Source organism: Sorangium sp. So ce381, from assembly GCF_051473845.1.
GTDB classification, from domain to species: Bacteria; Myxococcota_A; Polyangia; order Polyangiales; family Polyangiaceae; genus Sorangium; species Sorangium atrum.
In genome coordinates, this window is the sequence record NZ_CP150336.1 from 1,542,187 (window position 1) to 1,562,522 (window position 20,336).

Annotated in this window: 18 protein-coding genes; 9 read left to right on the plus strand and 9 right to left on the minus strand. The window is 73.1% G+C overall.

The window, feature by feature from the left end; genetic code table 11:
- Positions 1-36: 36 nt before the first annotated feature.
- The 8 genes from WMF29_RS05720 to WMF29_RS05755 all read right to left on the minus strand — a co-directional run bounded on the left by WMF29_RS05720 (position 37) and on the right by WMF29_RS05755 (position 6,040).
- Positions 37-1,410: a hypothetical protein gene (locus WMF29_RS05720; RefSeq protein WP_437327855.1), complete on the minus strand. Its 1,374-nt coding sequence runs from the start codon at positions 1,408-1,410 to the stop codon at positions 37-39.
- The gene (locus tag WMF29_RS05725; RefSeq protein ID WP_437327856.1) at positions 1,407-2,192 is read right to left on the minus strand and encodes a hypothetical protein; all 786 of its coding nucleotides are present in this window, start codon (positions 2,190-2,192) and stop codon (positions 1,407-1,409) included. The genes WMF29_RS05720 and WMF29_RS05725 overlap by 4 nt, the downstream gene beginning before the upstream one ends.
- Before the next feature lie 106 nt (positions 2,193-2,298).
- Positions 2,299-2,781: a serine/threonine protein kinase gene (locus WMF29_RS05730; protein ID WP_437327857.1), complete on the minus strand. Its 483-nt coding sequence runs from the start codon at positions 2,779-2,781 to the stop codon at positions 2,299-2,301.
- Positions 2,782-2,795: 14 nt separating this feature from the next.
- A complete protein-coding gene (locus tag WMF29_RS05735; protein ID WP_437327858.1) occupies positions 2,796-3,719 on the minus strand; it encodes a DUF4349 domain-containing protein in 924 nt (307 codons plus the stop codon).
- Between the two features lie 84 nt (positions 3,720-3,803).
- Complete coding sequence (locus WMF29_RS05740; protein WP_437327859.1) at positions 3,804-4,355, minus strand: CDP-alcohol phosphatidyltransferase family protein; 552 nt, start codon at positions 4,353-4,355, stop codon at positions 3,804-3,806.
- A 157-nt stretch (positions 4,356-4,512) separates the two neighbouring features.
- Positions 4,513-4,947: a universal stress protein gene (locus WMF29_RS05745; protein ID WP_437327860.1), complete on the minus strand. Its 435-nt coding sequence runs from the start codon at positions 4,945-4,947 to the stop codon at positions 4,513-4,515.
- 275 nt (positions 4,948-5,222) lie between these two features.
- Positions 5,223-5,687, minus strand: a complete 465-nt coding sequence (locus WMF29_RS05750; protein WP_437327861.1) for a hypothetical protein — start codon at positions 5,685-5,687, stop codon at positions 5,223-5,225.
- A complete protein-coding gene (locus WMF29_RS05755) occupies positions 5,684-6,040 on the minus strand; it encodes a DUF4398 domain-containing protein (RefSeq protein ID WP_437327862.1) in 357 nt (118 codons plus the stop codon). The genes WMF29_RS05750 and WMF29_RS05755 overlap by 4 nt, the downstream gene beginning before the upstream one ends.
- A 783-nt stretch (positions 6,041-6,823) precedes the next feature.
- On the opposite strand from WMF29_RS05755, the gene WMF29_RS05760 reads away from it, so the two are divergent.
- From WMF29_RS05760 to WMF29_RS05790, 7 genes are all read left to right on the plus strand, one after another.
- Positions 6,824-7,705 carry a hypothetical protein gene (locus tag WMF29_RS05760; protein ID WP_437327863.1) on the plus strand — a complete coding sequence of 294 codons (882 nt, stop codon included), beginning with the start codon at positions 6,824-6,826 and terminating at the stop codon, positions 7,703-7,705.
- 150 nt (positions 7,706-7,855) lie between these two features.
- A complete protein-coding gene (locus tag WMF29_RS05765) occupies positions 7,856-8,092 on the plus strand; it encodes a hypothetical protein (RefSeq protein ID WP_437327864.1) in 237 nt (78 codons plus the stop codon).
- A gap of 93 nt (positions 8,093-8,185) precedes the next feature.
- Positions 8,186-8,407 (plus strand): type II toxin-antitoxin system RelE/ParE family toxin, encoded by a 222-nt coding sequence (locus WMF29_RS05770; RefSeq protein WP_437331086.1) that lies wholly within the window; start codon positions 8,186-8,188, stop codon positions 8,405-8,407.
- Positions 8,408-8,647: 240 nt separating this feature from the next.
- Positions 8,648-10,456 carry a serine/threonine protein kinase gene (locus WMF29_RS05775; RefSeq protein ID WP_437327865.1) on the plus strand — a complete coding sequence of 603 codons (1,809 nt, stop codon included), beginning with the start codon at positions 8,648-8,650 and terminating at the stop codon, positions 10,454-10,456.
- A gap of 111 nt (positions 10,457-10,567) precedes the next feature.
- Positions 10,568-11,560: a DUF362 domain-containing protein gene (locus tag WMF29_RS05780; protein WP_437327866.1), complete on the plus strand. Its 993-nt coding sequence runs from the start codon at positions 10,568-10,570 to the stop codon at positions 11,558-11,560.
- 5 nt (positions 11,561-11,565) lie between these two features.
- On the plus strand, positions 11,566-13,506 hold the full coding sequence (locus tag WMF29_RS05785; protein WP_437327867.1) for a 4Fe-4S binding protein: 1,941 nt from the start codon (positions 11,566-11,568) through the stop codon (positions 13,504-13,506).
- Between the two features lie 49 nt (positions 13,507-13,555).
- Positions 13,556-14,704, plus strand: coding sequence for a hypothetical protein (locus WMF29_RS05790; RefSeq protein ID WP_437327868.1), 1,149 nt, complete (start codon positions 13,556-13,558; stop codon positions 14,702-14,704).
- Between the two features lie 87 nt (positions 14,705-14,791).
- Here the strand turns inward: WMF29_RS05790 and WMF29_RS05795 are convergent, their stop codons facing one another.
- Complete coding sequence (locus WMF29_RS05795) at positions 14,792-16,444, minus strand: ABC transporter permease (RefSeq protein ID WP_272100645.1); 1,653 nt, start codon at positions 16,442-16,444, stop codon at positions 14,792-14,794.
- Positions 16,445-16,651: 207 nt separating this feature from the next.
- On the opposite strand from WMF29_RS05795, the gene WMF29_RS05800 reads away from it, so the two are divergent.
- On the plus strand, positions 16,652-18,568 hold the full coding sequence (locus WMF29_RS05800) for a protein kinase domain-containing protein (RefSeq protein WP_437327869.1): 1,917 nt from the start codon (positions 16,652-16,654) through the stop codon (positions 18,566-18,568).
- Positions 18,569-18,620: 52 nt separating this feature from the next.
- Positions 18,621-20,003 (plus strand): CCA tRNA nucleotidyltransferase, encoded by a 1,383-nt coding sequence (locus WMF29_RS05805; RefSeq protein ID WP_437327870.1) that lies wholly within the window; start codon positions 18,621-18,623, stop codon positions 20,001-20,003.
- The last annotated feature ends 333 nt before the right edge of the window (positions 20,004-20,336 follow it).

Genomic DNA, 20,336 nt, shown 5'->3' on the forward strand with positions numbered 1-20,336 from the left:
GGCGAGCGGAGTTCCGGCGGCCGGGACCATCGCGCCTCACAGGGTTTCCGGGGTTACAAAGATGATCTCGACCCGGGCGTTGCGGGCGCGCTCGCTGCCCCCCGGATCGACGACCGGGGACGCGGATCCCGCGAGGAACGGCGCGATGGACGGGCTCGCGGGCGCCCCCGCGGCGGCCGCTCCTTGCGCCGGCCCCAGGGCGCGGACGACGGCATCGGCCCGCGCCGCCCATGCAGGCTCTTCCCTGGCGCTGAGCTCCCGGTCCGTGTGCACGACGACGGCCACGGGAAAGGAGGGGTGCGCCGCGGCGACCAGCGCAAGATCGCGGAGGCGCGCCTCGCCGGCCTTCGTGAGGGCGTTGCCGGCGAACAGCCCGCGAAGCGTGACAACGATGCCGCGATCGTCGCGGACGGGCGACCAGGTGCCTGCGGCCGACAGCTCTGCGAGGAGCGCATCACCGGCGCCAGGCGCGCGGGTCACCGGCGTGGCGGCGCGGCGCGCGGCCGTCAGCGCGGCGAGGCAGCCCGCACGGGCGCGGGAAGCCTGGTCGATCGGCGCCAGGATGGCGCGGGTGGAGCCGCTCGCCTCCGCGAGCTCCGCGTCGAGCTTCTTGATCGCGGCGGTCGCTCCCTCGAGCTGCGCCGCGAGCTCGGCGCTGCCGGGCTGGGCGCCAGCGGGGCTCGCGGTCGCGGGCTGGGCTCCGGCGGGGCTCGCCGCAGCGGGCTGCGCGCCTGCAGGGGTCGCGGCAGCGGGCTGCGCGCCAGCGGGGCTCGCGGCAGCGGGCTGCGCGCCAGCGGGGCTCGCGGCAGCGGGCTGGGCGCCAGCGGGGCCGGCGCTTGCGGGCTGCGCGCCGTCCGGCGGCGCCGGCGCGATCAGGAGGCGCGCCGCGCCGCACAGCAGGCGGGCCTGGAGCGCGAGCGAGCGCGCTGCGGCGAGGCGCGCCTTCTCGCGATCCGCGTCGGCCTTGCCCGACGGGACCACGGGCTGCGCGTCGCGGGCGACCTTGGTCCGCATGTCGAGCGCGTCGACCTCGGCCGCGACGCGCGACTGCTCGGCCTCGAGGCCCGCGAGAGACGCCTCGCCGGCGGAGCGCTGCGCCTTCGCCTCGGTCTCGGCCGCCTCGGCCCGAGCCACCCGCGAGAGCGCGTGCGCGTGCGCGTGCGCCGCGATGGCCTGCTCGCCCAGGATCTGCGCCCCGGATCGATCCTCGCTCTCGAGCGCGGCGAGCGCATCGCCGCGGAGCTTCTCCGCCCGCGCGAACGCGCCGGGCGCGTACCGCTTCGACTCGGCGGCGACCGCCCCCGCGCGGACATGCTCGAGCTCATCGAGCACCGCTGGCCGCGGGATCGGCGCGCACGCGCCGAGGAGCACCCCCGCGATGGCGACCCCTGCGAGGCGACGCGCGCTCAAGGCTTGCCCTCCTGGCCCGCGGGAGCCGTCGCCTTGGCGGCGCCGCTCTTGGGCCCGGCGCCTGGCGCCGCGGCGGCGGCCCGCTCGGCCCCCCGCGTCGCCGGCCTCGCCTCCTTGGGCGCCGCCCCTCTCTTGCCGGCCTCGATCCGCTGCGCTTCGGCGTCCGCCGCCGTCCTTGTCGCCTCGCGCGCCTCGGCCTCGATCCGATCGAGCTCCGCCGCGGCGCGGCCTCGCCGCGCCTGCGTCTCTTCGAGCAGCGCGCGCGCCCGCTCGAGCTTCGTCTCGACCTCGCGCGCGCGCTTCGCGGCCTCCACGGCCGTCGCCTCCGCCGCGGCGGCGCGCAGCAGCGTCCTCGCCGTCTCCGCCCACTCGAGGGCCACCGCGTCGAGCTGCCGCGCGTGCGCCGCGTCGCCCGCAGCGCGCGCGCCGTGGGCGCGCTGGAGCGCGCGCTTCGCCTGCGCCACCGGCTCGGCCACGACCTTCGCGGCGGTCGGCGAAGGCCCGCTCGCTGCGATCGGCTCGACGGGCGGCGCCCCGACAGCGCCCTTCTCGCCGTCGGCGGCCTTCTCGCCGTCGGCGGCTGCGGGCGGGGGCGCGACGCGGCCCTCGATCTCGCGGAGGATCTGCGCCGCCTTGGCGCCGTCGCCGGGGGGCGGCGCGGGCGCGGCGGCGAGCGGCTTCTCTCCTCCGCCGTGCGCCAGGGCGTCGGCGCTGCCGAGCGTGGCCGCGAGGGCGAGGAGCAGCGCCTGGCTCGACCGGCGCTGCCGCGCGTCACAGGGCATGGGGCGGGAACGCACGTCCGCCAGGTAGCAAACAGGGCTTCCGCGAGCAAGCGCAGCGGCGCCGCGGCTGCAGGGACGCGCGCGCGGCCGACGCGGGCAGCGCGCGTCACTCCGGAAGGAAGTTGCGGATGGCCCAGTCGATCTGCTGCTGATGCCGCTCGACAAGCGCCTTCGCGCCGCCCGCCTCGTGGAGGAAGACGCGATCGTCGTTGACGAAGACGGTGAGGTAATAAAGGTGCGCTTCCTTCCCCTCGTCGTGCCCGAAGCGCAGCTGGACGCCCGGCTGGCCGTTCCGGGCCTTCACGTCGGTCTTGCCGAGCAGCGCGTAGCCGCCGCCCTCGCGCAGCCGCTTCTCGATCACGCGGGACCAGAAGGCGAGGTCGCCCTTCGGATCGTTCTCGAACGCGCGGATCCCGATCACCAGCCCCTCGGCGGTGGTCGCGCGGTACTCGTCGTCGCCGTAGCGATCGCCGAGGTCGACGAACCCCGGCGGGGTCGCCGGGACGAAGGGCCGGCCGCAGCCGATCAGCGCCGCCGCTCCGGCGAGCGAGGCGAGGAGGACGAAGGCGTGGCGAAGGGAGTGGTTCATCGGAGGCGCCCGGTTCACAGGTTGAGGAGCCGCGAGAGGCCGAGCTCGTTGAGCCAGTCGATGGGGAGCCGCGGTCCCGACGGGGCGAGGGTCTCCGTCGAGCGCGGCTGGAAGGTCACGGTGAGGGTCGAGAACGCGACCCGATCGCGCAGGAACTTGAGCCGCCCCTCGAGGCGCTCGAGCTCGCTGGACACGCGCGCGAGCTCGCGCTCCAGCTGGATCGACTCCTCGACCTTGGCGGCCTTCTCGAGGAGCTTCTCCAGGCGATCGCGCACGGCACGCGCGTTCCGGATGCGGATGCCGAGATCGAGGAACTCCTCGGTCACGTCCTCGGCGACCACGTTGCGCTGGAGGATGTCGCCGAGCCCCTCCAGGCGCTTCAGCGCCTCGTCGAACCGGGCGGCGGGGATGCGGATCGTGATCGTCCGATCGTCGCGGCGGGCGAGGAAGCCGCCGAGATCCCGCGCGAGCGCCTCGACCTTGCCGAGCGACGCGCCCACCTCGAACACCGCCATCGCGATGTCCGCCGTGTAGACGAGGAGGGGCGCGCGCGCCGCGCTCACCTCGCCGGCGGCCTGGGGCGCGCCCTGCGGCGCGGCGCCGGACGAGGTCGGCGCCGGCTGCGGCGTAGCGGCGGTCGGCGCCGGCCTCGCCGCCGGGGGCTGAGCGCCGCCGCCGGGCGCCGGCGGCGGCGCAGCCTTGGCGAAATCCCCCGCCGCCGACACCTCGGCGTCGTACGACTCCTCGCGCACCGACGCCGAGCGCGTCGACGCGCCGGTCGTCTGCATGACGCCAGGAGGCATCCCCGCCACCGGGGCCGGCGCCGCCCCGTACGACGGCGAGCTGGAGGCGTCGCGCGCCGCCGAAGGGGCGGAGCTGCAGGCGGTGGGGCCGGCGAGCGAGGCAAGGAGAGCCCAGACGGGCAGCGTTCTTCGCATGGTTCCTCGGAGCATGGAGCCGGTGGCAGGCGCTCAACGCGCCGCTTCGGCCGACCTTACACCAGGAGCGCCTCCAGGCGGCGCCTACGCCGCCCCGGGCACGCGGCGGAGCTGGCGCGCCCAGTACGAGACGCCCGCGGCCGCGCCCGCGATCGCCGACGCGGCGAGCATCGCGGTCAGCGCCGAGGGGAGCGCGATCGCGGCGAAGACCGCCGCGAACTGCACCGCCGTGGCGAGCTTGCCGGGGATGTTGGCGCTCGCCGCCGACAGGCGCGCGCCCTGGAAGCGGCGGCTCACCGCGATCCAGAGCGCGAGCGGCAGCTCGAGGAGCTCGCGGGCGAGCAGCGCCGGGATGCCCCAGAGGGGGAGCGCGCCGCTCTCGAGGAGCGTGCCCACCACCGCGAGCGCGAACACCTTGTCCGCGATCGGGTCGACGATCGCCCCGGTGGGCGTCACCTGACCGGAGCGGCGGGCCAGCCAGCCGTCGAGCACGTCCGTCAGGCCTGCGCAGCAGAGGACGGTGAGGGCGAGCGCAGGCTGCGTGGCCACGATCGGGAACAGCGCCGCCAGCGGCAGCCGGGCCAAGCTCAGGAGGTTCGGCGGAAGCGCGAGATCGCGCGGAGACAGGGGCGACATGCGAGGAACTCCACGCGCCGCATGCGACGCAGAAGCCGGGGCCCTGACCCGCGTCGAGCGCGGTCGAGCCCGCGTTAACCCAGTCGAGCGCGGCCCTGCCCGCCGCGCCCCGGCCGGCAGCCGCGCCGGTCCGCTTACCGCGAGGCGCCGCCGAGGATCAGCTGGCCACGCGCACCGTGAGCACGGGGATGTTGCTCTTCCGGATCACCTGCTCGGCGACGCTCCCGAGGAAGAGGTGCGTGATCCCCCGGCGGCCGTGCGTGCCCATGACGATCATCGCCGCCCCCTGCTCCTCGGCGGCGGCGAGGATCTCGGTCGCAGGGTCGCCCTCGCGCAGCGCCGTCGAGAGCCCCCCTGTCTGCGCCGACAGCTGCTGGACCGCGCGCGACGCGGCGGCGCTCACCTCGGCGTGGAACCCGGGCATCAGCGCCGGCTCGAGCCCGGGGTACGTGTAGACCGGGAGCTGATAGACGTGCAGCAGCACGACCCGGTGACCGAGCCTCGCGCCGAGATCCCTCGCGAGCTCGATGGCCTTCATCGAGGCCGCCTCGAAGTCGACGGGCACCAGTATCACGTTCGCGCCTTCCTTCATCGCGCTCTCCTCGCACGCGGGACGGGTGTCCCATCGAACCTCGACCGCCGCTGACCTCCGGGACGCTTTCGCCGCTGGCGGAGGCGCGTCGCGCGCATCTTGGATCCAAAAATTGGCCACTCCCAGGAGAAATCGTCCCGCCGAGGCCGCGCTGACGCCCTGGGCGGTATGCAGCGCGCTGGGGCGCAGTGGCCGATCCGCCCGGATTCCGCGGCAAATCAGGCGTTACGCGGGCGCGCCGCGGCGAGCACGGCAGCGCAGGAGCGCGGCCGCGATCACCTGGCGGACTGCTGGGGCCGCATGCGCGCGCGATCGAGCGCGATGTCGAGATCGACGTCGTCGGCAGGGGCGGGCGCCGCGGGGGCAGGCTCGCCGCCGGCGCGCGCGCGCCGGTGCTCCGCGGCGCGCTGGCTCTGCCGGGCGCGCTCGAGGGCGCTCTGGTTCGCGCGCACGAGCGAGGACAGCAGCGAGCACTGCGCCCTCCGCCGCGCCACGTAGGCGGCGTCGCGCGCGGAGGGCGAGCGCGGGTTCTTCCGCTCCTCGCGCTCGGCGATCGCGAGGGCCTGCTCGGCCTGCTTCAGCTCGGCGATCGCGAGCGGGGAGAGCGGGTTGTCCCGCGCCTGCACGACGGCGGCGCGCGCCGTGACGAGCTCGGGAGACGGCCCGGCCGCGCTCCGAGCGCAGCCCGCGAGCGAGAGCGCCAGCGCGAGCGGGACCGCGGCGCGCGCGCGGCCCGTCACTCGGCCCGCCCCGCGAGCGTGCTCGCCTCGTCCAGCGTGCGGCCCGCGGCGTCGCGGAGCCCCGCCTCCCTCACCATGAGCGTCGAGAGCTCCGCGTCGACCTCGGCCCTCCGCAGCAGCCAGCGGGCTCCTTCCTTGTCGCCCACCGACAGCCGCCGCCTCGCCTGGGCGAGCTCGCTCTTCGCCAGCGCGAGGTGCATCGCCGAGCGCCGGTCCGCGCCCGCGCCCTCCCGCTCCGCCGCGCGGATCGCCGAGAGCGCGTGGGAGAGCTCGGGCGGCGCCGCCGGCGATCGAAGGACGGCACATCCGGCGAGCTCCAAGGCGGCGAGCACGAGCGCGGCTTTGGCGAACATTTGCGTGGATTCCCGATCTCACAGCGCCAGGTGGCACCGTTGTGCACCGTGGCGCATCTCGGGCGCCTTTGTGCATCGACCAGGCCAGCGCGCTCCCCTGCGCGCGAGCTTCTCGCTCCAGCGGGGGCGTTCCGCTGCGTGGCCGAATGCCTGCTGCGGCCCTCGTGCCGTTTCCGGCGCTCGCGCAAAGGATTGCGTGATCCCGCATCGCCTTACGGCGCCTCCGACGGCACGCGCCCCTCGCGCCGCGCGATACCCCGGTCGCGTGCAACAGCGCTTGCGGCAAGTTGTCAGGAGAGTGAACTCCCGACCTCGACCATCCCACCGATCCGATGACCGAGGGAAGCCTCCAGGGACAGGCAGCCGGCGGCCAGGGACACAGAGATCGCCACCAGGGACATGGGCAAGAGCCGGGCGCGGGCCGAGGTGCTCCCGCAAGGGACAGGGAGGCTGCGTATCAGGGACGTGCGGTGAAGCGTCAGGGACCCACATGCGTGCCGCGAGGGACAGGGGGCGACGCGCCAGGGACACCCCGACGCATCGTCCTCTGTCCCTGGAGCCGTTCTGTCCAGGCACGCCACGTGTATCCCTGTGGCCGTGTCGCGAAGCTCCCGAGCCTCGCGCGCTTCGATAACGGCCCTGCGCCTCTCGGGGCGCACGAGCTCGGGAGTGACGCGTCGAGGTCCTTGTGAAGGGGAGCCCGGTTCACGGCTCTCCGGAATGGATGCCCGGGATTGCCGCTCCGGACAGGGGGTCCGGCGCCGCGACCCAGGGGAGGTCGAAATGGCGAAGAAGAAGAGCGATATCGAGCAGTGGTCGGACGTCGTCCAGCAGATGAGCGCCGGCAATCTCCCGGCGATCACGGTGCCCTTGCACGTGCTCCTCGGGGAGGCGGTCGACGTGGCGAAGTTCTGCGACAAGTACTGGAAGACACAGGTCGATGCCCAGAAGCGGGTGACCCGCCTGGGCCTCGAGTCGGCGGTCCCGAAGGACGGCAAGAAGGGGGACGCCGCGCGCCTCGGGCCGAGGACGGCAGAAGAGATCCTCTCGCTGCAGCGCGCCACGCAGGAGGCGCAGACGCGGTATCTCCTGACCGTCGAGAAGAACAAGAGCCCTCGCGAGCGCGGGAAGTTCTTGCTGGGGGAGATCTCGGCGACGCTGACCTTCTATTTCGACGACGGCGTGGACGACGCGAAGGACGAGATGCTGGCCCGCATCGACGCGGCGCACGCGGAGGATCCCGACACGGCCGACGCCCTGGCGAGCGCGCTGGACGACTACGCGCTGCTCGGGGAGAAGCACCGCGACGCGCTCGACGGGCTCGGCGGCTTCGAGCCGGCTCACCTCGACGAGGCGCGCGCCGTGGCGGTCGAGCTGCGGAGCCGGCCGGCGCAGGCGGAGGCGATCTCCAGGCAGGCACAGGAGGCGCTGCTGCTCCGCAACAAGCTGGCGACGCTGCTGGTCGAGCGCATGGGCCTCGTGCGGAACGCGGCGCGCTTCGTGTTCCGTGGCCAGCCGGAGATCGTGCGCGATGTGACGAGCGCGTACGAGCGCCGCAAGCGCGCAGCGGCCCGGCGGGCCAAGGCGACGGCGGCACCCTCGCCCGCGGCACCCGCGCCGGCGACGCCTTCGCCGGCGGCGCCAGCGATCCCTCTGGAGGGCTGAGCGGCACGCGAGGGGGCTCGCCTCGCCGCGGCAAGCGATCCAGAGCGCGATCGCAGCCCGAGACATAGGCGTCGAGCGACGGTGCCCCCAGGGAAGCCCAGCGCTTCTGCTGAGCTTCCCTGGGCCGACCCACGATGGTACGCTGCGGTCATGAGGGCGCTGCGAGCCAAAGTGCACGGCGGCCGGCTGATCCTCGACGAGCCGACGAGCTTTGCCGAGGGGACCGTGATCGATCTCGTGGTGGCCGACAACGACGACCTGGACGGAGAAGAGCGGGCTCGTCTCGACGAGGCGCTCGAGGTGTCGCTGGCGAGCGCGCGCGAAGGCACGATCGACGCGGACGAGTTTCTGGAGGAGATCGCGCGCCTCGAGCCGGCGCGCGGATGAAGCGAGCCCGCATCCGGCTCACCAAAGAAGCCGTCCGCCAGGCGAGGGAAGCGGCCGCATGGTGGATCGAGAACCGACCTGCCGCTCCTTACCCTGTTCCGCGAGGAGCTCGCGGCCCTGCTCAGCCTGCTCAGGACAGCGCCCGAGGCCGGAGCACCGCACGCGCACCGGCGGATCAAAGGCGTTCGCCGCGCTCCACTCCCGACATCGCGTTACCTGGTCTACTACGTCGTCGACCGCGAGAGCGGAGAGGTCCTTGTGCTGGCCGTCTGGAGCGCCCTGCGCGGGCGGCCGCCGCAGCTCTCGCTGGAGTGAGCGGCAGCCGGGTGGACTCGTGCACGTAGGCGCGACGCTCGACGTCCGTTTTCTCCCGGCGCCGTAGCGCCGGGATAGCCGCGGTGGCGCACCTCCGCGTCGACGCGACGCTCCGAGCGAGAGAACGTGAGCCCGCCGGCGCCTCCGCCAGCCTCCGCGAATAAACGCCCCGCGCCGGCCGTCTTCCGTCCGCCGGCTTCTTTCTCAGCGCTCGCTGCTTCCGCTACTCTGGCAATCGCTGTGCCGCCCGTCGACCCCAACCTCCGCACCACGATCGTCCACGCGTTCGCCGTCACGGTGGCGGATCCGTCCAGCCTGGTGCGCACCACGTCGCGCGGCGGGACCGACGACCCCGCGAGGAGCAGCAGCCGCGGCCCGTCGATCCTCCCCGAGGTCGGCCAGATCGTCGGCGGGCTCTACCGCCTCGGGCGCCTCCTTGGGCAGGGCATGTTCGGCAAGGTCTACGTTGCCCAGCGGATCGACGTCCCCGAGCACCAGGTCGCCCTCAAGCTCATGCCCCGCTCGCTGTACGCGATGCGGAACGTCGAGCGAGAGCTCGTCATGCTCGCGACCGTCGGGCACCCGCACGTCGTCCAGCTGAAGGACCACGGCATGAACGCCGACTACGTGTGGCTCACCATGCCGGTCTACGAGGGCGAGACCCTCGCCCAGCGGCTCGAGCGCAGCCCCCTCGGCCTGCGCGAGGCGCACGACATCTTCCTCGCCGTCGCGCGCGGGCTCGAGGCGCTCCACGCCGCCGGGCTCCGGCACCAGGACGTCAAGCCCGACAACATCTTCCTCGCCAGGTTCGCAGGCCGCGTCCACCCCATCCTGCTCGACCTGGGCGTGGCCGCGGAGCGGGAGGCCTCCTTCTGCGCCGGCACCGCGCTCTACGCCTCGCCCGAGCAGCTCCGGGCGCTGAACGGCTTCCCCGGCGCCGTGCCGCTCTCGGAGAAGATGGACACGTACGGGCTCGCCACGACCCTGCTCTACTCGCTCGTGAACCCCAGGGACTTCCCGGGCGAGTCCGCGCAGAGCCGCACCGAGCTCGCCGAGGCGCACGACGTCCGCGCCGACAAGCCGCTCGCCGACAACGCGCTGCCGGACCTCACCGGGCGCCCGCGCGAGCTGTTCCAGGCCGCGCTCAGGCGATGGCTCGCGATCGATCCGAACGAGCGGCCGTCGATGACCCAGCTCGCCGAGGAGCTCGACGTGCTGCTCGAGCCGGAGCGCGAGGCGGAGCGCGAGGCGGAGCGGCTGCGGATCAAGCAGAAGACGTCCTACCTGCGCGCGCGGATCGCGGCCGGCGCGATGACCCTCGTGGGCTGCGCGGTCGTGCTGCTCGGCTTCTCGAAGCGCGAGACGCTGCGGCTCGCGAACGAGCTCGAGCAGGCCCGCCAGCGGGGCGCCGAGTCGTTCGACAAGCTCGATACCTGCGTCGCCAGCCACCAGATCGCCCAGTCCGAGGCGATCGCGTGCCGCGGCGCCCGCGAGCAGGATCGCGCGGATTTCAACGCGACGCTGGCCACCCTCCAGAAGAGCGGCTCCACGTCGGAGGCGGAGCACGCCCGCGAGATCCAGGCGCTGCACGCGACCCAGGCGGCGCGCCTCAAGACGTGCGAGGACAGCGCGGCGGCCGCGCAGAAGGCGGCCATGGCCGAACACGAGCGGCTCGCCGAGGTCGAGAAGGCGCGCGCCGCCGTCACCGCCGAGCGCGACGAGGCCAGGGCGCTCGCCGACCAGCGCTCGGCGGACCTCGCCAACGCGGCGCAGCTGCGGGCCGCGTGCGACGCGGAGCGCGCCAGCTGTTTCGCAGAGCGCGATCGCCTGAAGGCCGACCCGTACGAGCCGGACGAGCCCGCCACCCCGCCGCCTGCGCACGCGCCGCCTGCGCACGCGCCGCCCGCCGCGAGCGGCGCGCCGCCGCAGGCGCCGCAAGCGCCGCAGCCGGCGAACACGGGCGCCTCCCCCGCCGCAGGCGCTCCGGCGACGCCGGCGGCCCCAGCAACCCCGGCGGCCCCAGCGACGTCCACCGCGGCTCCTCCTTGAGCGCCGTCGCTGGAAGCGCCGGGAGGCGGCGCACGTCGCTGCCGCCAGGCCACCTCTGCTTGTGGCGATCGCCCGGGGAGGCTATCCGTAGGTCCAGGGAAGGCGAGGGCCATGGGTGACATTTCTCGACGTGAAGTGCTGCGTCGGCTGGGCGCGGCGGGCCTCGTCCTCGGGGGCGCGGGCGGGCTCGCGGCGGCCCGGTGGGACCGCGGCGGCAGCGCCGCCGCCGCAGCCGAGCGCCAGCAGACGCGGGACTACCGGCTCCGCGACGCTCCTGCCGACCTGCCGCAGCTCGTCGTCGCCCGCGCCGGCGCCGAGGCGCTCGCCGGGGGCGCACCGGACCCGGCCGCCCTGGTCCGGAAGGCGGTCGACGCCCTCGGCGGGATGCGGCGCTTCATCTCGCGCGGGGACGTCGTGGTCGTGAAGCCGAACATCGGCTGGGATCGCACGCCGATCCACGCGGCCAACACGAACCCCAAGGTCGTGGCCGAGGTGGTGCGCCTCGCCTACGACGCCGGCGCCAAGACCGTCATCGTGACGGACGCCTCGTGCAACGAGCCGAACCGCTGCTTCCAGCGCTCCGGCATCTGGAAGGCCGCCTACGACGTCGGCGCGGAGGTCGTCATCCCCGCGGCGCACCGCTTCCGCGGCATGCGCCTGAAGGGCGAGGTGCTCGACGACTGGCCCGTCTACACGCCGCTCGTCAACGCGGACAAGGTCATCAACGTGCCGATCGCGAAGCACCACAACCTGTCCAAGTACACCGCGGCGATGAAGAACTGGTACGGGGCGCTCGGCGGCCGGCGCAACCGCCTCCACCAGAACATCGACGTGTCGATCGCCGATCTCGCGACGTTCATCCAGCCGACGCTCACCATCGTGGACGCCGTCCGCGTCCTCATGCGCAACGGGCCGCAGGGCGGGAACGTCGCCGACGCGAAGGACATGCACACCGTGATCGCGACGACCGATCAGGTCGCCGCCGACGCGTACGGCTGCCAGCTCATCGGCCGCAAGCCGGAGGAGATCCCGTACCTGAAGATGGGCCACGAGCGGGGCCTGGGCACGATGCACTGGCAGAACCTGCGGCTCGCCGAGGTGTAGTACTCATGGCAAACCTCGATCCGACGCCGGCCGCGCCGGCGCACCGTGAACCGGCGGCAGGAGCGGGCGCGGCGCCCGCGAAGGGGAGCGCGGCGCCGCCCGCCGCACCGAGCGCGGCGGCGCCCGCGAAGGGGAGCGCGGCGCCGCCCGCCGCGTCCGCGAAGGAGGCCCGCTCGGGCGCGCTGTTGCGCGTGTTGCGCAAGGCCGGCTCGATCGTCCGGCCCGCCCCGAAGCGCCGGCCCGGCTCGGGGCTGCCGGCGCGCAAGGTGATCCAGGTGCTCGTCTGGGTGCGCCGCGCCGTGCAGGCGGGCTGCCTCGGGCTGTTCCTCTACTTCCTGTTCCAGACGGGCTTCCGCGGCTCGTTCGCCTCCGCCGAGGCGCGCGTGCGCCTGCCGCTCCCCGTCGAGGGCTTCCTCCTCGCCGACCCGTTCGTCGGCGCGATGACCCTGCTCTCGACGCACACCGTCTACCGCGGCCTGCTCTGGTCGCTCGGGATCCTCGCGCTGACGCTCGTCTTCGGGCGCGTGTTCTGCGGCTGGATCTGCCCCTTCGGCACCCTCCACCATTTCTTCGGGTGGATCTTCCCGTCGCGCTACGGCAAGGGCGGCAAGCGCGTCGAGGCGAACAAGACGTACACGCGGCAGCGGGTGAAGTACTACCTGATGTACGCCTTCCTCGCGGCGAGCGTGGCCGGCAGCGCGATCGGGGGGCTGTTCGATCCGATCTGCGTGGCGGTCCGGGCGATCGGGCTCGCCGTCATCCCGGCCGCGCAGTACGTCGCCGGCGTGGTGACCGGCTCCGCGGCCGGGACCGGGAGCCGATCGGTGCAGCTCGCCGCGGACCACACGCAGGACTTCCTCGCGGCGAGCGTGTGGCAGACGAAGCAGTTCTACTTCCACCAGACGTGGTTCGTCGGGATCCTGTTCGTCGCGATCCTCTTCATGAACCGGTTCATCCCGCGGTTCTGGTGCCGCGTGCTCTGCCCGCTCGGCGCGTTCCTCGGCGTGTTCGCGCGCTTCGCGCTCTTCGGGATGCAGAAGGATCACGCGAAGTGCACCGACTGCAACCTGTGCCTCGTGCACTGCCAGGGCGCCGACTCGCCCCAGGGCGGGGTGAAGTGGCGGCAGGACGAGTGCCACATGTGCCTCAACTGCGAGAGCGCCTGCCCCGAGGACGTCATCAAGTTCCGCTTCCTGCCGAACCGGAAGAGCGCCCTCGTGACGCCCGACACGGGCCGCCGCACCGCGCTCGCGACCGCAGCGGCCGGCGCGGTGATCATCCCGACGGCGCGCATCGCCGACGTGCTCGACGCGAACTACGACCACCGCGTGATCCGGCCCCCGGGCTCGGTCGAGGAGCGCGAGTTCCTGGAGCGGTGCATCCGGTGCGCCGAGTGCATGAAGGTCTGCCCCAACAACGCGATCCACCCCGCGTTCTTCGAGGCGGGCATCGAGGGGCTCTGGACGCCGATCGTCATCCCGCGCATCGGGTACTGCGAGCACTCCTGCGTCCTCTGCGGCGACGTCTGCCCGACCGGAGCGATCCAGAAGATCACCGAGGAGCAGAAGATGGGCATCGGCCAGAAGCCGATCTCGATCGGCACCGCGTTCTACGATCAGGGGCGCTGCCTGCCCTGGTCGATGAGCGTGCCGTGCATCGTCTGCGAGGAGTTCTGCCCGACGTCGCCCAAGGCGATCTGGGTCGAGGAGGTCGACATCCCGAAGCGCGAGCCGGTGGCGGCCGAGAGCGGCAAGGAGCCGCCGATGAAGATGGTCCACGTGCAGCGTCCGCACGTCGATCCGTCGCTGTGCATCGGCTGCGGCGCGTGCGAGAAGGTCTGTCCGGTGCAGGACAAGCCCGCGGTCTACGTGACCAGCGTCGGCGAGACCCGCTCGAAGACGAACGTCATCCTTCTCGAGGACACGGACTACAACAAGGCGTCTTGACCGCGCACGCCGGCTCCGCGCGGCGGGACCACGACAGGAGGCAGCTCGGGTGCGCACGCTTCGCTTCTACGGAACCTTCTCGCTCGCCGCGCTGTGCGCGCTCGCCGGCTGCGGCGAGCCGTTCACGGCGGCCGGCGCGGACGCCACCTCCACGTCGTCGAGCGGCGGCGAGGGCGGCGCCGGCGGGGCCGGCGGCGATGGGGGCGGGGGCAGCGGGGGAGGCGGGGGCCCGGCTTCGTCGTCCACCGCGTCGGGCGGGGGCGGCGAGGGCGGGTGCGGCGCGTGCAAGGACGGGGAGTTCTGCACGGCCAGCGAGACGTGCGTTTCCTGCGCGGCCCGCGGCGGCGTGCTGGCGTTCGGCGCGCTCTCGGAGGTCGAGGTGGCGGGGGCGATGCCCGCGTTCCCGCGCGTGCGCGCGGAGGCCGGAGAGGGCGAGGCGACGCTCCGGCTCGTCTACACGGCCAAGTTCGGATCGGACGACACGAAGATCGCCACGGCCACCGGGCGGCCCTGGACGGCTGGCGAGGCCGTCTCGAGCTTCGTGGTCGACGATGCGGGCCAGGAGTCGGGTCCGCTCCTCCTGCCCCTGGACGCGCCCTCGCCGGTCGAAGGCTTCCCTGCGGGCTCGCTGCTCTTCGATCGCCTCCCCACCGAGCCGGGCAGCCTGCCGCAGCTGCTCGTCGCGGATGGGATCGAGGCGACGCAGGCGAACGCGCTCCCTGCGCTCAACCCGGACGGGGGGAGCCGCTCCGTGGCGGTCGCCCACGGGCTTCGGCCCTCCTACCGGTACTGGTTCATGAGCAGGCACCAGGAGGGCGGCGGGACCACGAGCCGGCTCGTCACGAAGCGCGCAGAGGACGCGGAGGTGCAGGCGCTCGACATCCACCTGCCAGGCGACTGCCCGGCGCAGGGAGACGACCTCGCCCCGTGGGTGACGCCCGACGGCAGCCTGCTCTTCTTCCAGGCGCCCTACAGCGCGCGCGGCGAGTGCGAGGCGGCGTCGGTGCTGCGGAGCTTCTATGTGGCGCTCGGGGACGACGGGCTGCCCGTGGACGGTCAGCCGGCGAGGATGCTGCTGCCGAACCTGGCCCCGACCGTCGCCGTCATGACCCCGTCGCTCTCTCCGGACGAGTGCACGCTCTACCTGGCGTCCAACAAGGACGGGCAGCAGAAGCTCTACTCCGCCTCTCGGCGGTAGCCGGCGCGACGCGTTGGGATCGAGGGGGGAGGCCTTCAGCGTCGCCCGGCCCGAGGTGGGCCTACCGGGGCGCGGGGAGGCGGGGGCTCACTGCGCGCGGAAGCCCTCGGCGGGGCGGAGGCGCGCGGCGTAGAGGCTGGGCACGATCGTGGCGGCGAGGCAGATGAGGATGGCGATGCAGCCCGTGATGATGAACTCCTGCGGGCGCGCCTGGACGGGGAGGTGGGAGATGAAATAGACCTTCGGGTCGAGCGGGAAGCCGTACACAAGGAGCCCCTTGCACACGGCCACGCCGAGCAGGAGGCCCAGCGTGGTGCCCGCGACGCCGATGATCCCGCCCTGGTAGAGGAAGATGCGCAGGACGGCGGCGTCCGTGGCCCCCATCGCCTTGAGGACCGCGATCTCCTTCTTCTTGTCGAGGACCACCATGATGAGCGTCGCGATCACCGTGAACGCGGCGACCACGATGATGAGCGCCAGCACCGCGCTCATGCCGATCTGCTGGATGCGCAGCGCCGTGAAGAGCCCGTGGTTCAGCTCCTCCCAGTCCATCGTGTAATAGAGCCCGCTTCCGAGGAGCTTGCTGATCTCGCGCGCGATGCCGCTCGCGTTGTCGATGTCGTCGACCTTCATCTCGACGCCGGTCACCGTGTCGCCCTGGTCGTAGAACGCCTGCGTCTCGTAGAGATCGGCGTACGCCAGCTTGGTGTCGTACTGCTCGAAGCCGGCCTCGAAGATCGCGATGACCCGGAATCGCTTGGCGACCGGCGGCTTGATGGCGCCGTTCGCGAACGAGAAGCCGATCGTGGGCGAGGTGACGGTGACGCACTGGCCGAGCTCGAGCGACAGGTTCTTGGCCAGCGCGGCGCCGATCACGATGCCCGGCATCTTGGCGATCTGCTCCTTGTCGGCGCAGGGGTCCGGATCGACCTCGGGCGGCAGCTCGTCGTCATCAGGGAGGACGCTGCCATAGCCGCCCTGCGGCTCGATCGCGCCCCGCGGGGCCCCCTCGGCGACAGCGACCTCGGCCTCCTCGTCCCTGGCGTCCGGCGCGCCGTCCGCCTCGGCCGCGCGCGACGTCGGGGGCGCGAGCGCGGCGTCGCGCGCGGCCGCGGCGCGCTCGTCCTCGCGGATCCGCGCCTCGTAGGCCTTCAGCAGATCGATCTCGGCGCCCGCGTCCGGCGCGGGCGCGTCCGGCGCGAGCGCGCCCCGCGCCCCCGCGTCCGGCTCCAGGACGGGGACGTCGGGCAACGACGGCACGGCGCGCTCGGCGGGCTTCGAGCCAGGGCGCCGCAGCCCGGCGAGATCGCCGCCCGGGAGGATGTGACGGGGCAGGTCGAGCACGGCCGTGGAGGCGCCCTCGGCCCCCACGCCGAGGCTCCTGGCCGGGTCGACCCCCTTGACCAGGACGCCGGTCGCCGTCGCGTCGCCGTGCGTCAGCATCATGGGGTTGATGCTGAACGGCGCGACGCCGATGACGCCGGGGACCTTGGAGACCTGCTCCATGATCGTGCGGTACTCACGGAAGTCCGTCGAGTACTTGATCACCAGGACGTGCGCGTTGACGCCCAGGACCTTCTCGCGGAACTCCGCCTGAAAGCCCCCGGTCACGCTCATCACGGTCGCGAGCGCCGCGACCCCGAGCGCGACCCCGAGGATCGCGAACGTGGTGCCGACCGAGATGAACGCCCGCTTCTTGGAGCCGAGATATCGCAGCGCGACCTCGATAGGGTAGCTCATCGCGGTGCCCTCCTAGCAGAACGCGGCGCGCGCGGCACGCTGGGCCGCCATGGTCGGCGACGGGCCGACCCGCGGTCGACGCGCACGCACCGCGGCCTTTCGCGCGCGGGGTCCGCATGATCTCGCTTCCCGGACCGAACGCCTGCTAGAATCCAATCCTGTCGCAGCTGCCGGCATGTGGCGTGCACTTCTGCCCGCGAGCCTTTCATGAGCGCCACCAAAAACGAGCACCACACCGCGCGCAGCAGGGTCTTCAACGCCGAGGAAGGCGCGCTCGAGGAGGCACCGCCGTCGCGCCCCACGAGCGCGGCTGGCGGGGCTCGCTCGTCCGGTGTCGCGGCCGCGTTCGCGCCGTCCTCCGCGGAGCCGAGCGGCGCCGATGACGACGTGCCGGTGGAGGTCGAGCTCCGCCCCTCGTCGAGGCCCTCCAGGGCGGGGTGGGTCGAGGGGCCCGCGAGCGAGGTGCCGCCGAGCTTCCGGGCTCCGCCGAGCTTCCGGGCGCCGCCGCCGCTGCGCCAGATGGCCCCGCGGCTCGGGCGGCAGAGCGAGCCCGACGCCGACGAGATCAGCGGGCGAACGAGCCCGGTTCCGATCAGCGAAGGGGAGCCCTCCCTGGAGATCCCGCCGCCGGACGAGGTCGAGCCGCGCGAGCGGCGGCCGCCGGGCGCCAAGGACCCTTACATCGGGACGACATTCGATCACCGGTACAAGATCGAGCGGCTGCTCGGCGAGGGCGGGATGGGGTTCGTCTACCTCGCCCGCCACAAGGTCATCGACAAGCGCGTCGCGGTGAAGGTGCTCCGCGCGGAGCTCGCGCGGGACCGCGAGATCTTCGAGCGCTTCGTGCAGGAGGCCCGCTCCGCGTCGAGCATCGGCAACCCGCACATCGTGGACATCTCCGATTTCGGCGACCTGCCGGACGGCTCCACGTACTTCGTCATGGAGTACCTGGAAGGCGTGAGCCTGGCGCAGCTCATCGACTCGCCGAACGACCTGCCGATGGAGCGCATCTGCCACATCGCGCTGCAGCTGTCCGCGGGGCTCGCCGCCGCGCACGACGCCGGCATCATCCACCGCGATCTCAAGCCGGACAACGTCTTCGTGGTCGCCCGCGGCAGCGATCCGAACTTCGTGAAGATCCTCGATTTCGGGATCGCGAAGGTGTCGACGAGCACGACGACCAAGCTGACGCGCGCCGGCGCGGTGTTCGGGACGCCGCACTACATGTCCCCGGAGCAGGCCGCGGGGGCGCCGATCGATCACCGGACCGACATCTATTCGCTCGGCGTGATGCTCTATGAGCTCGTGAGCCGCCAGCTCCCGTTCAACGCCGACAACTTCATGGGGATCCTGACGCAGCACATGTACAAGGCGCCGGTCCCCATCCGCGCGCTCGTCGGCGGCCCCGACTGCCCGCCCGGGCTCGAGGCGGTGATCCTGAAGTGCCTCTCCAAGAAGCCGGAGTCGCGCTACCAGACCATGGGCGATCTCCACACCGACCTCGAGCAGGTGAAGTGCGGGGGCGTGCCGGGCGCGGTCGCGGAGATGATGGCGCGCTCGGGCGGCTTCAACGTGCCGCACGATTACTTCAAGACCTCGAAGGTGATCGTCCCCGCGACGCCGCCGTCGCCCCCGCGCTCGCACTGGCCCCGCTACGTGTGGGTGGCCGGGGCGGCGGCCGCGGTGGGGATCGTGACGGCGATCTTCGTCATCGGCGCGAGCGGGTCTGCCAGGGACAACGCCCAGAAGGCGCAGAAGCCGCCGGTCGAGGCGCCCGCCAAGCCGGCGCCCCCCGAGCCGCCGCCGGTGCAGAAGATGGTGGTCGCGCTGGCCGCGGTGCCCGAGACGGCGGTCGGCTACCGCAACGGCGTGGAGCTGAAGCTGCCGGCGAGCATCGACGTGGAGCAGGGGCAGACGGTCACGATCGACATCCGGGCCGAGGGGTACCAGACGAGCACGGTGGTGCTCGACGGCACCGAGCCGAGCAAGCTCGTGAAGCTCGAGGCCGACGAGAAGAGCGGTCCGAAGGCGAGGCCCGGGGCGGGCCGGCCGCCGGCGGTGCCGGCGACCCGGACGCCCAAGAACCCGGATGTCCGGGACCCCTGGGCTCACCCGAAGAGGTGAGCGCGCGCTCGGCGGGGGCCCTGCTCGCCGTGGCCCGTGATAAGCCGCAGGCGTGACCCCGATCGATCACCTCATCGACGCCGTCCCCGAGGACGTGCTCGGCATCTGTCGCCGCCTCCGCGAGCGCGGCAAGCGCGGCTGGATCGTGGGCGGCTGCGTGCGCGACCTGCTCCGCGGGCAGGACGCCAAGGACTGGGACGTCGCGACAGACGCGCGGCCGGAAGAGGTCGTGGCCGCGTTCCGGAAGGTGATCCCGACCGGGATCCAGCACGGGACGGTGACCGTCCTCGTGCGCGGCGTGCCGTACGAGGTCACGACCCTGCGCGGCGACGGGACCTACAGCGACGGCAGGCGGCCGGATCGGGTCGAGTTCGTGGACGACATCACCGCCGATCTCGCGCGGCGGGACTTCACCATGAACGCCATCGCGATCGATCCGGTGGACGGGCACCTCATCGATCCGTTCGGCGGGCGGAGCGATCTCGAGGCGAAGATTATCCGCGCGGTCGGGGATCCGGGCGCGCGGTTCGCCGAGGACGGGCTGCGGGTGCTGCGCGCGGCGCGCTTCGCCGCGACGCTGGAGGGCACGCTGGACCCCGAGACCGAGCGCGCCATGGGCACCGCGCGGTCGCACCAGACGTTCCGCTGCGTGAGCGCGGAGCGGGTGCGCGACGAGTGGCTGAAGGCGATGCGCGCGCGCCGCCCGAGCGTGGCGTTCGAGATCATGCGCCGGACGGAGCTGCTGGCGATCACCTGCCCGGAGATGATCGAGTCGGTCGGGTGCGAGCAGAACCGGTGGCACGCCTACGACGTGTGGGGGCACGCGATGGCCTGCCTCGACGCGTGCAAGCCCGAGCCGATCCTCCGCGTGGCGGCGCTGATGCACGACATCGGGAAGCCGAGGACGCGCGAGTTCTCCGAGAAGACGAAGGACTACACGTTCTATGAGCACGAGCGGATCGGGGCCGAGATGGCCGACCCGATCCTCACGCGGCTCCGCTTCTCGAACGACGAGCGCGCGCGGATCGTGGCGCTCATTCGACACCACCTGATCTGCTACGACGACACCTGGACGGACGCAGCGGTGCGCCGCTGGCTCCGCCGGGTGACCCCGGCCCTGGCGCCGGATCTCTACGAGATCGGCTTCGCCGACGCGCTCGGCAAGGGGCGCGAGGCGACCGAGGACATCGCCACGATAGGGCGGCTCCGGGAGCGCGTGGACGCGCTGCTCGCGGCGGGCGCGGCGCTCTCCGCCAAGGATCTCGCCGTGAACGGCAATCGATTGATGAAGGAGCTCGGCATTCCGCCGAGCCGGCTCGTCGGCGAGCTCCTGGAGCGCCTCGTCGAGCTCGTCACCGAAGAGCCCGAGGCGAACACGCCCGAGCGCCTGCTCGCGGCGGCGCGCGAACTCGTCGCCTCGAAGAGCGCAGTCTAGCGCCCCCGGCCGTCGCAAAGGTGCGAGTCCCGCCGCGGAGCCGACGAGGGGAGCCGCCAGGATCGCTGTGCGCCGCGCTCGCCGCGTGTGCCCGAGGGTGGTCTCGCCGGGCTGCCCCGGGCCGCATCGTCGGGCGTCGCTCCCATTCACCCGCCCTCGGCCATCTCCTCGCTCCTTTGGTGAGCCTGTCCCAGAGGGCGAGTCGAATGGTCGTGGACAAGGTCCCTGGACCGACAACGGTGGTCGGTTGTCTACCTCCTGTCGGGCTAGATTATTTCATGTCGATCGCGTCCATCGGGACGTGAGTCTGGTAACATCCGTCGCTGCGCATTG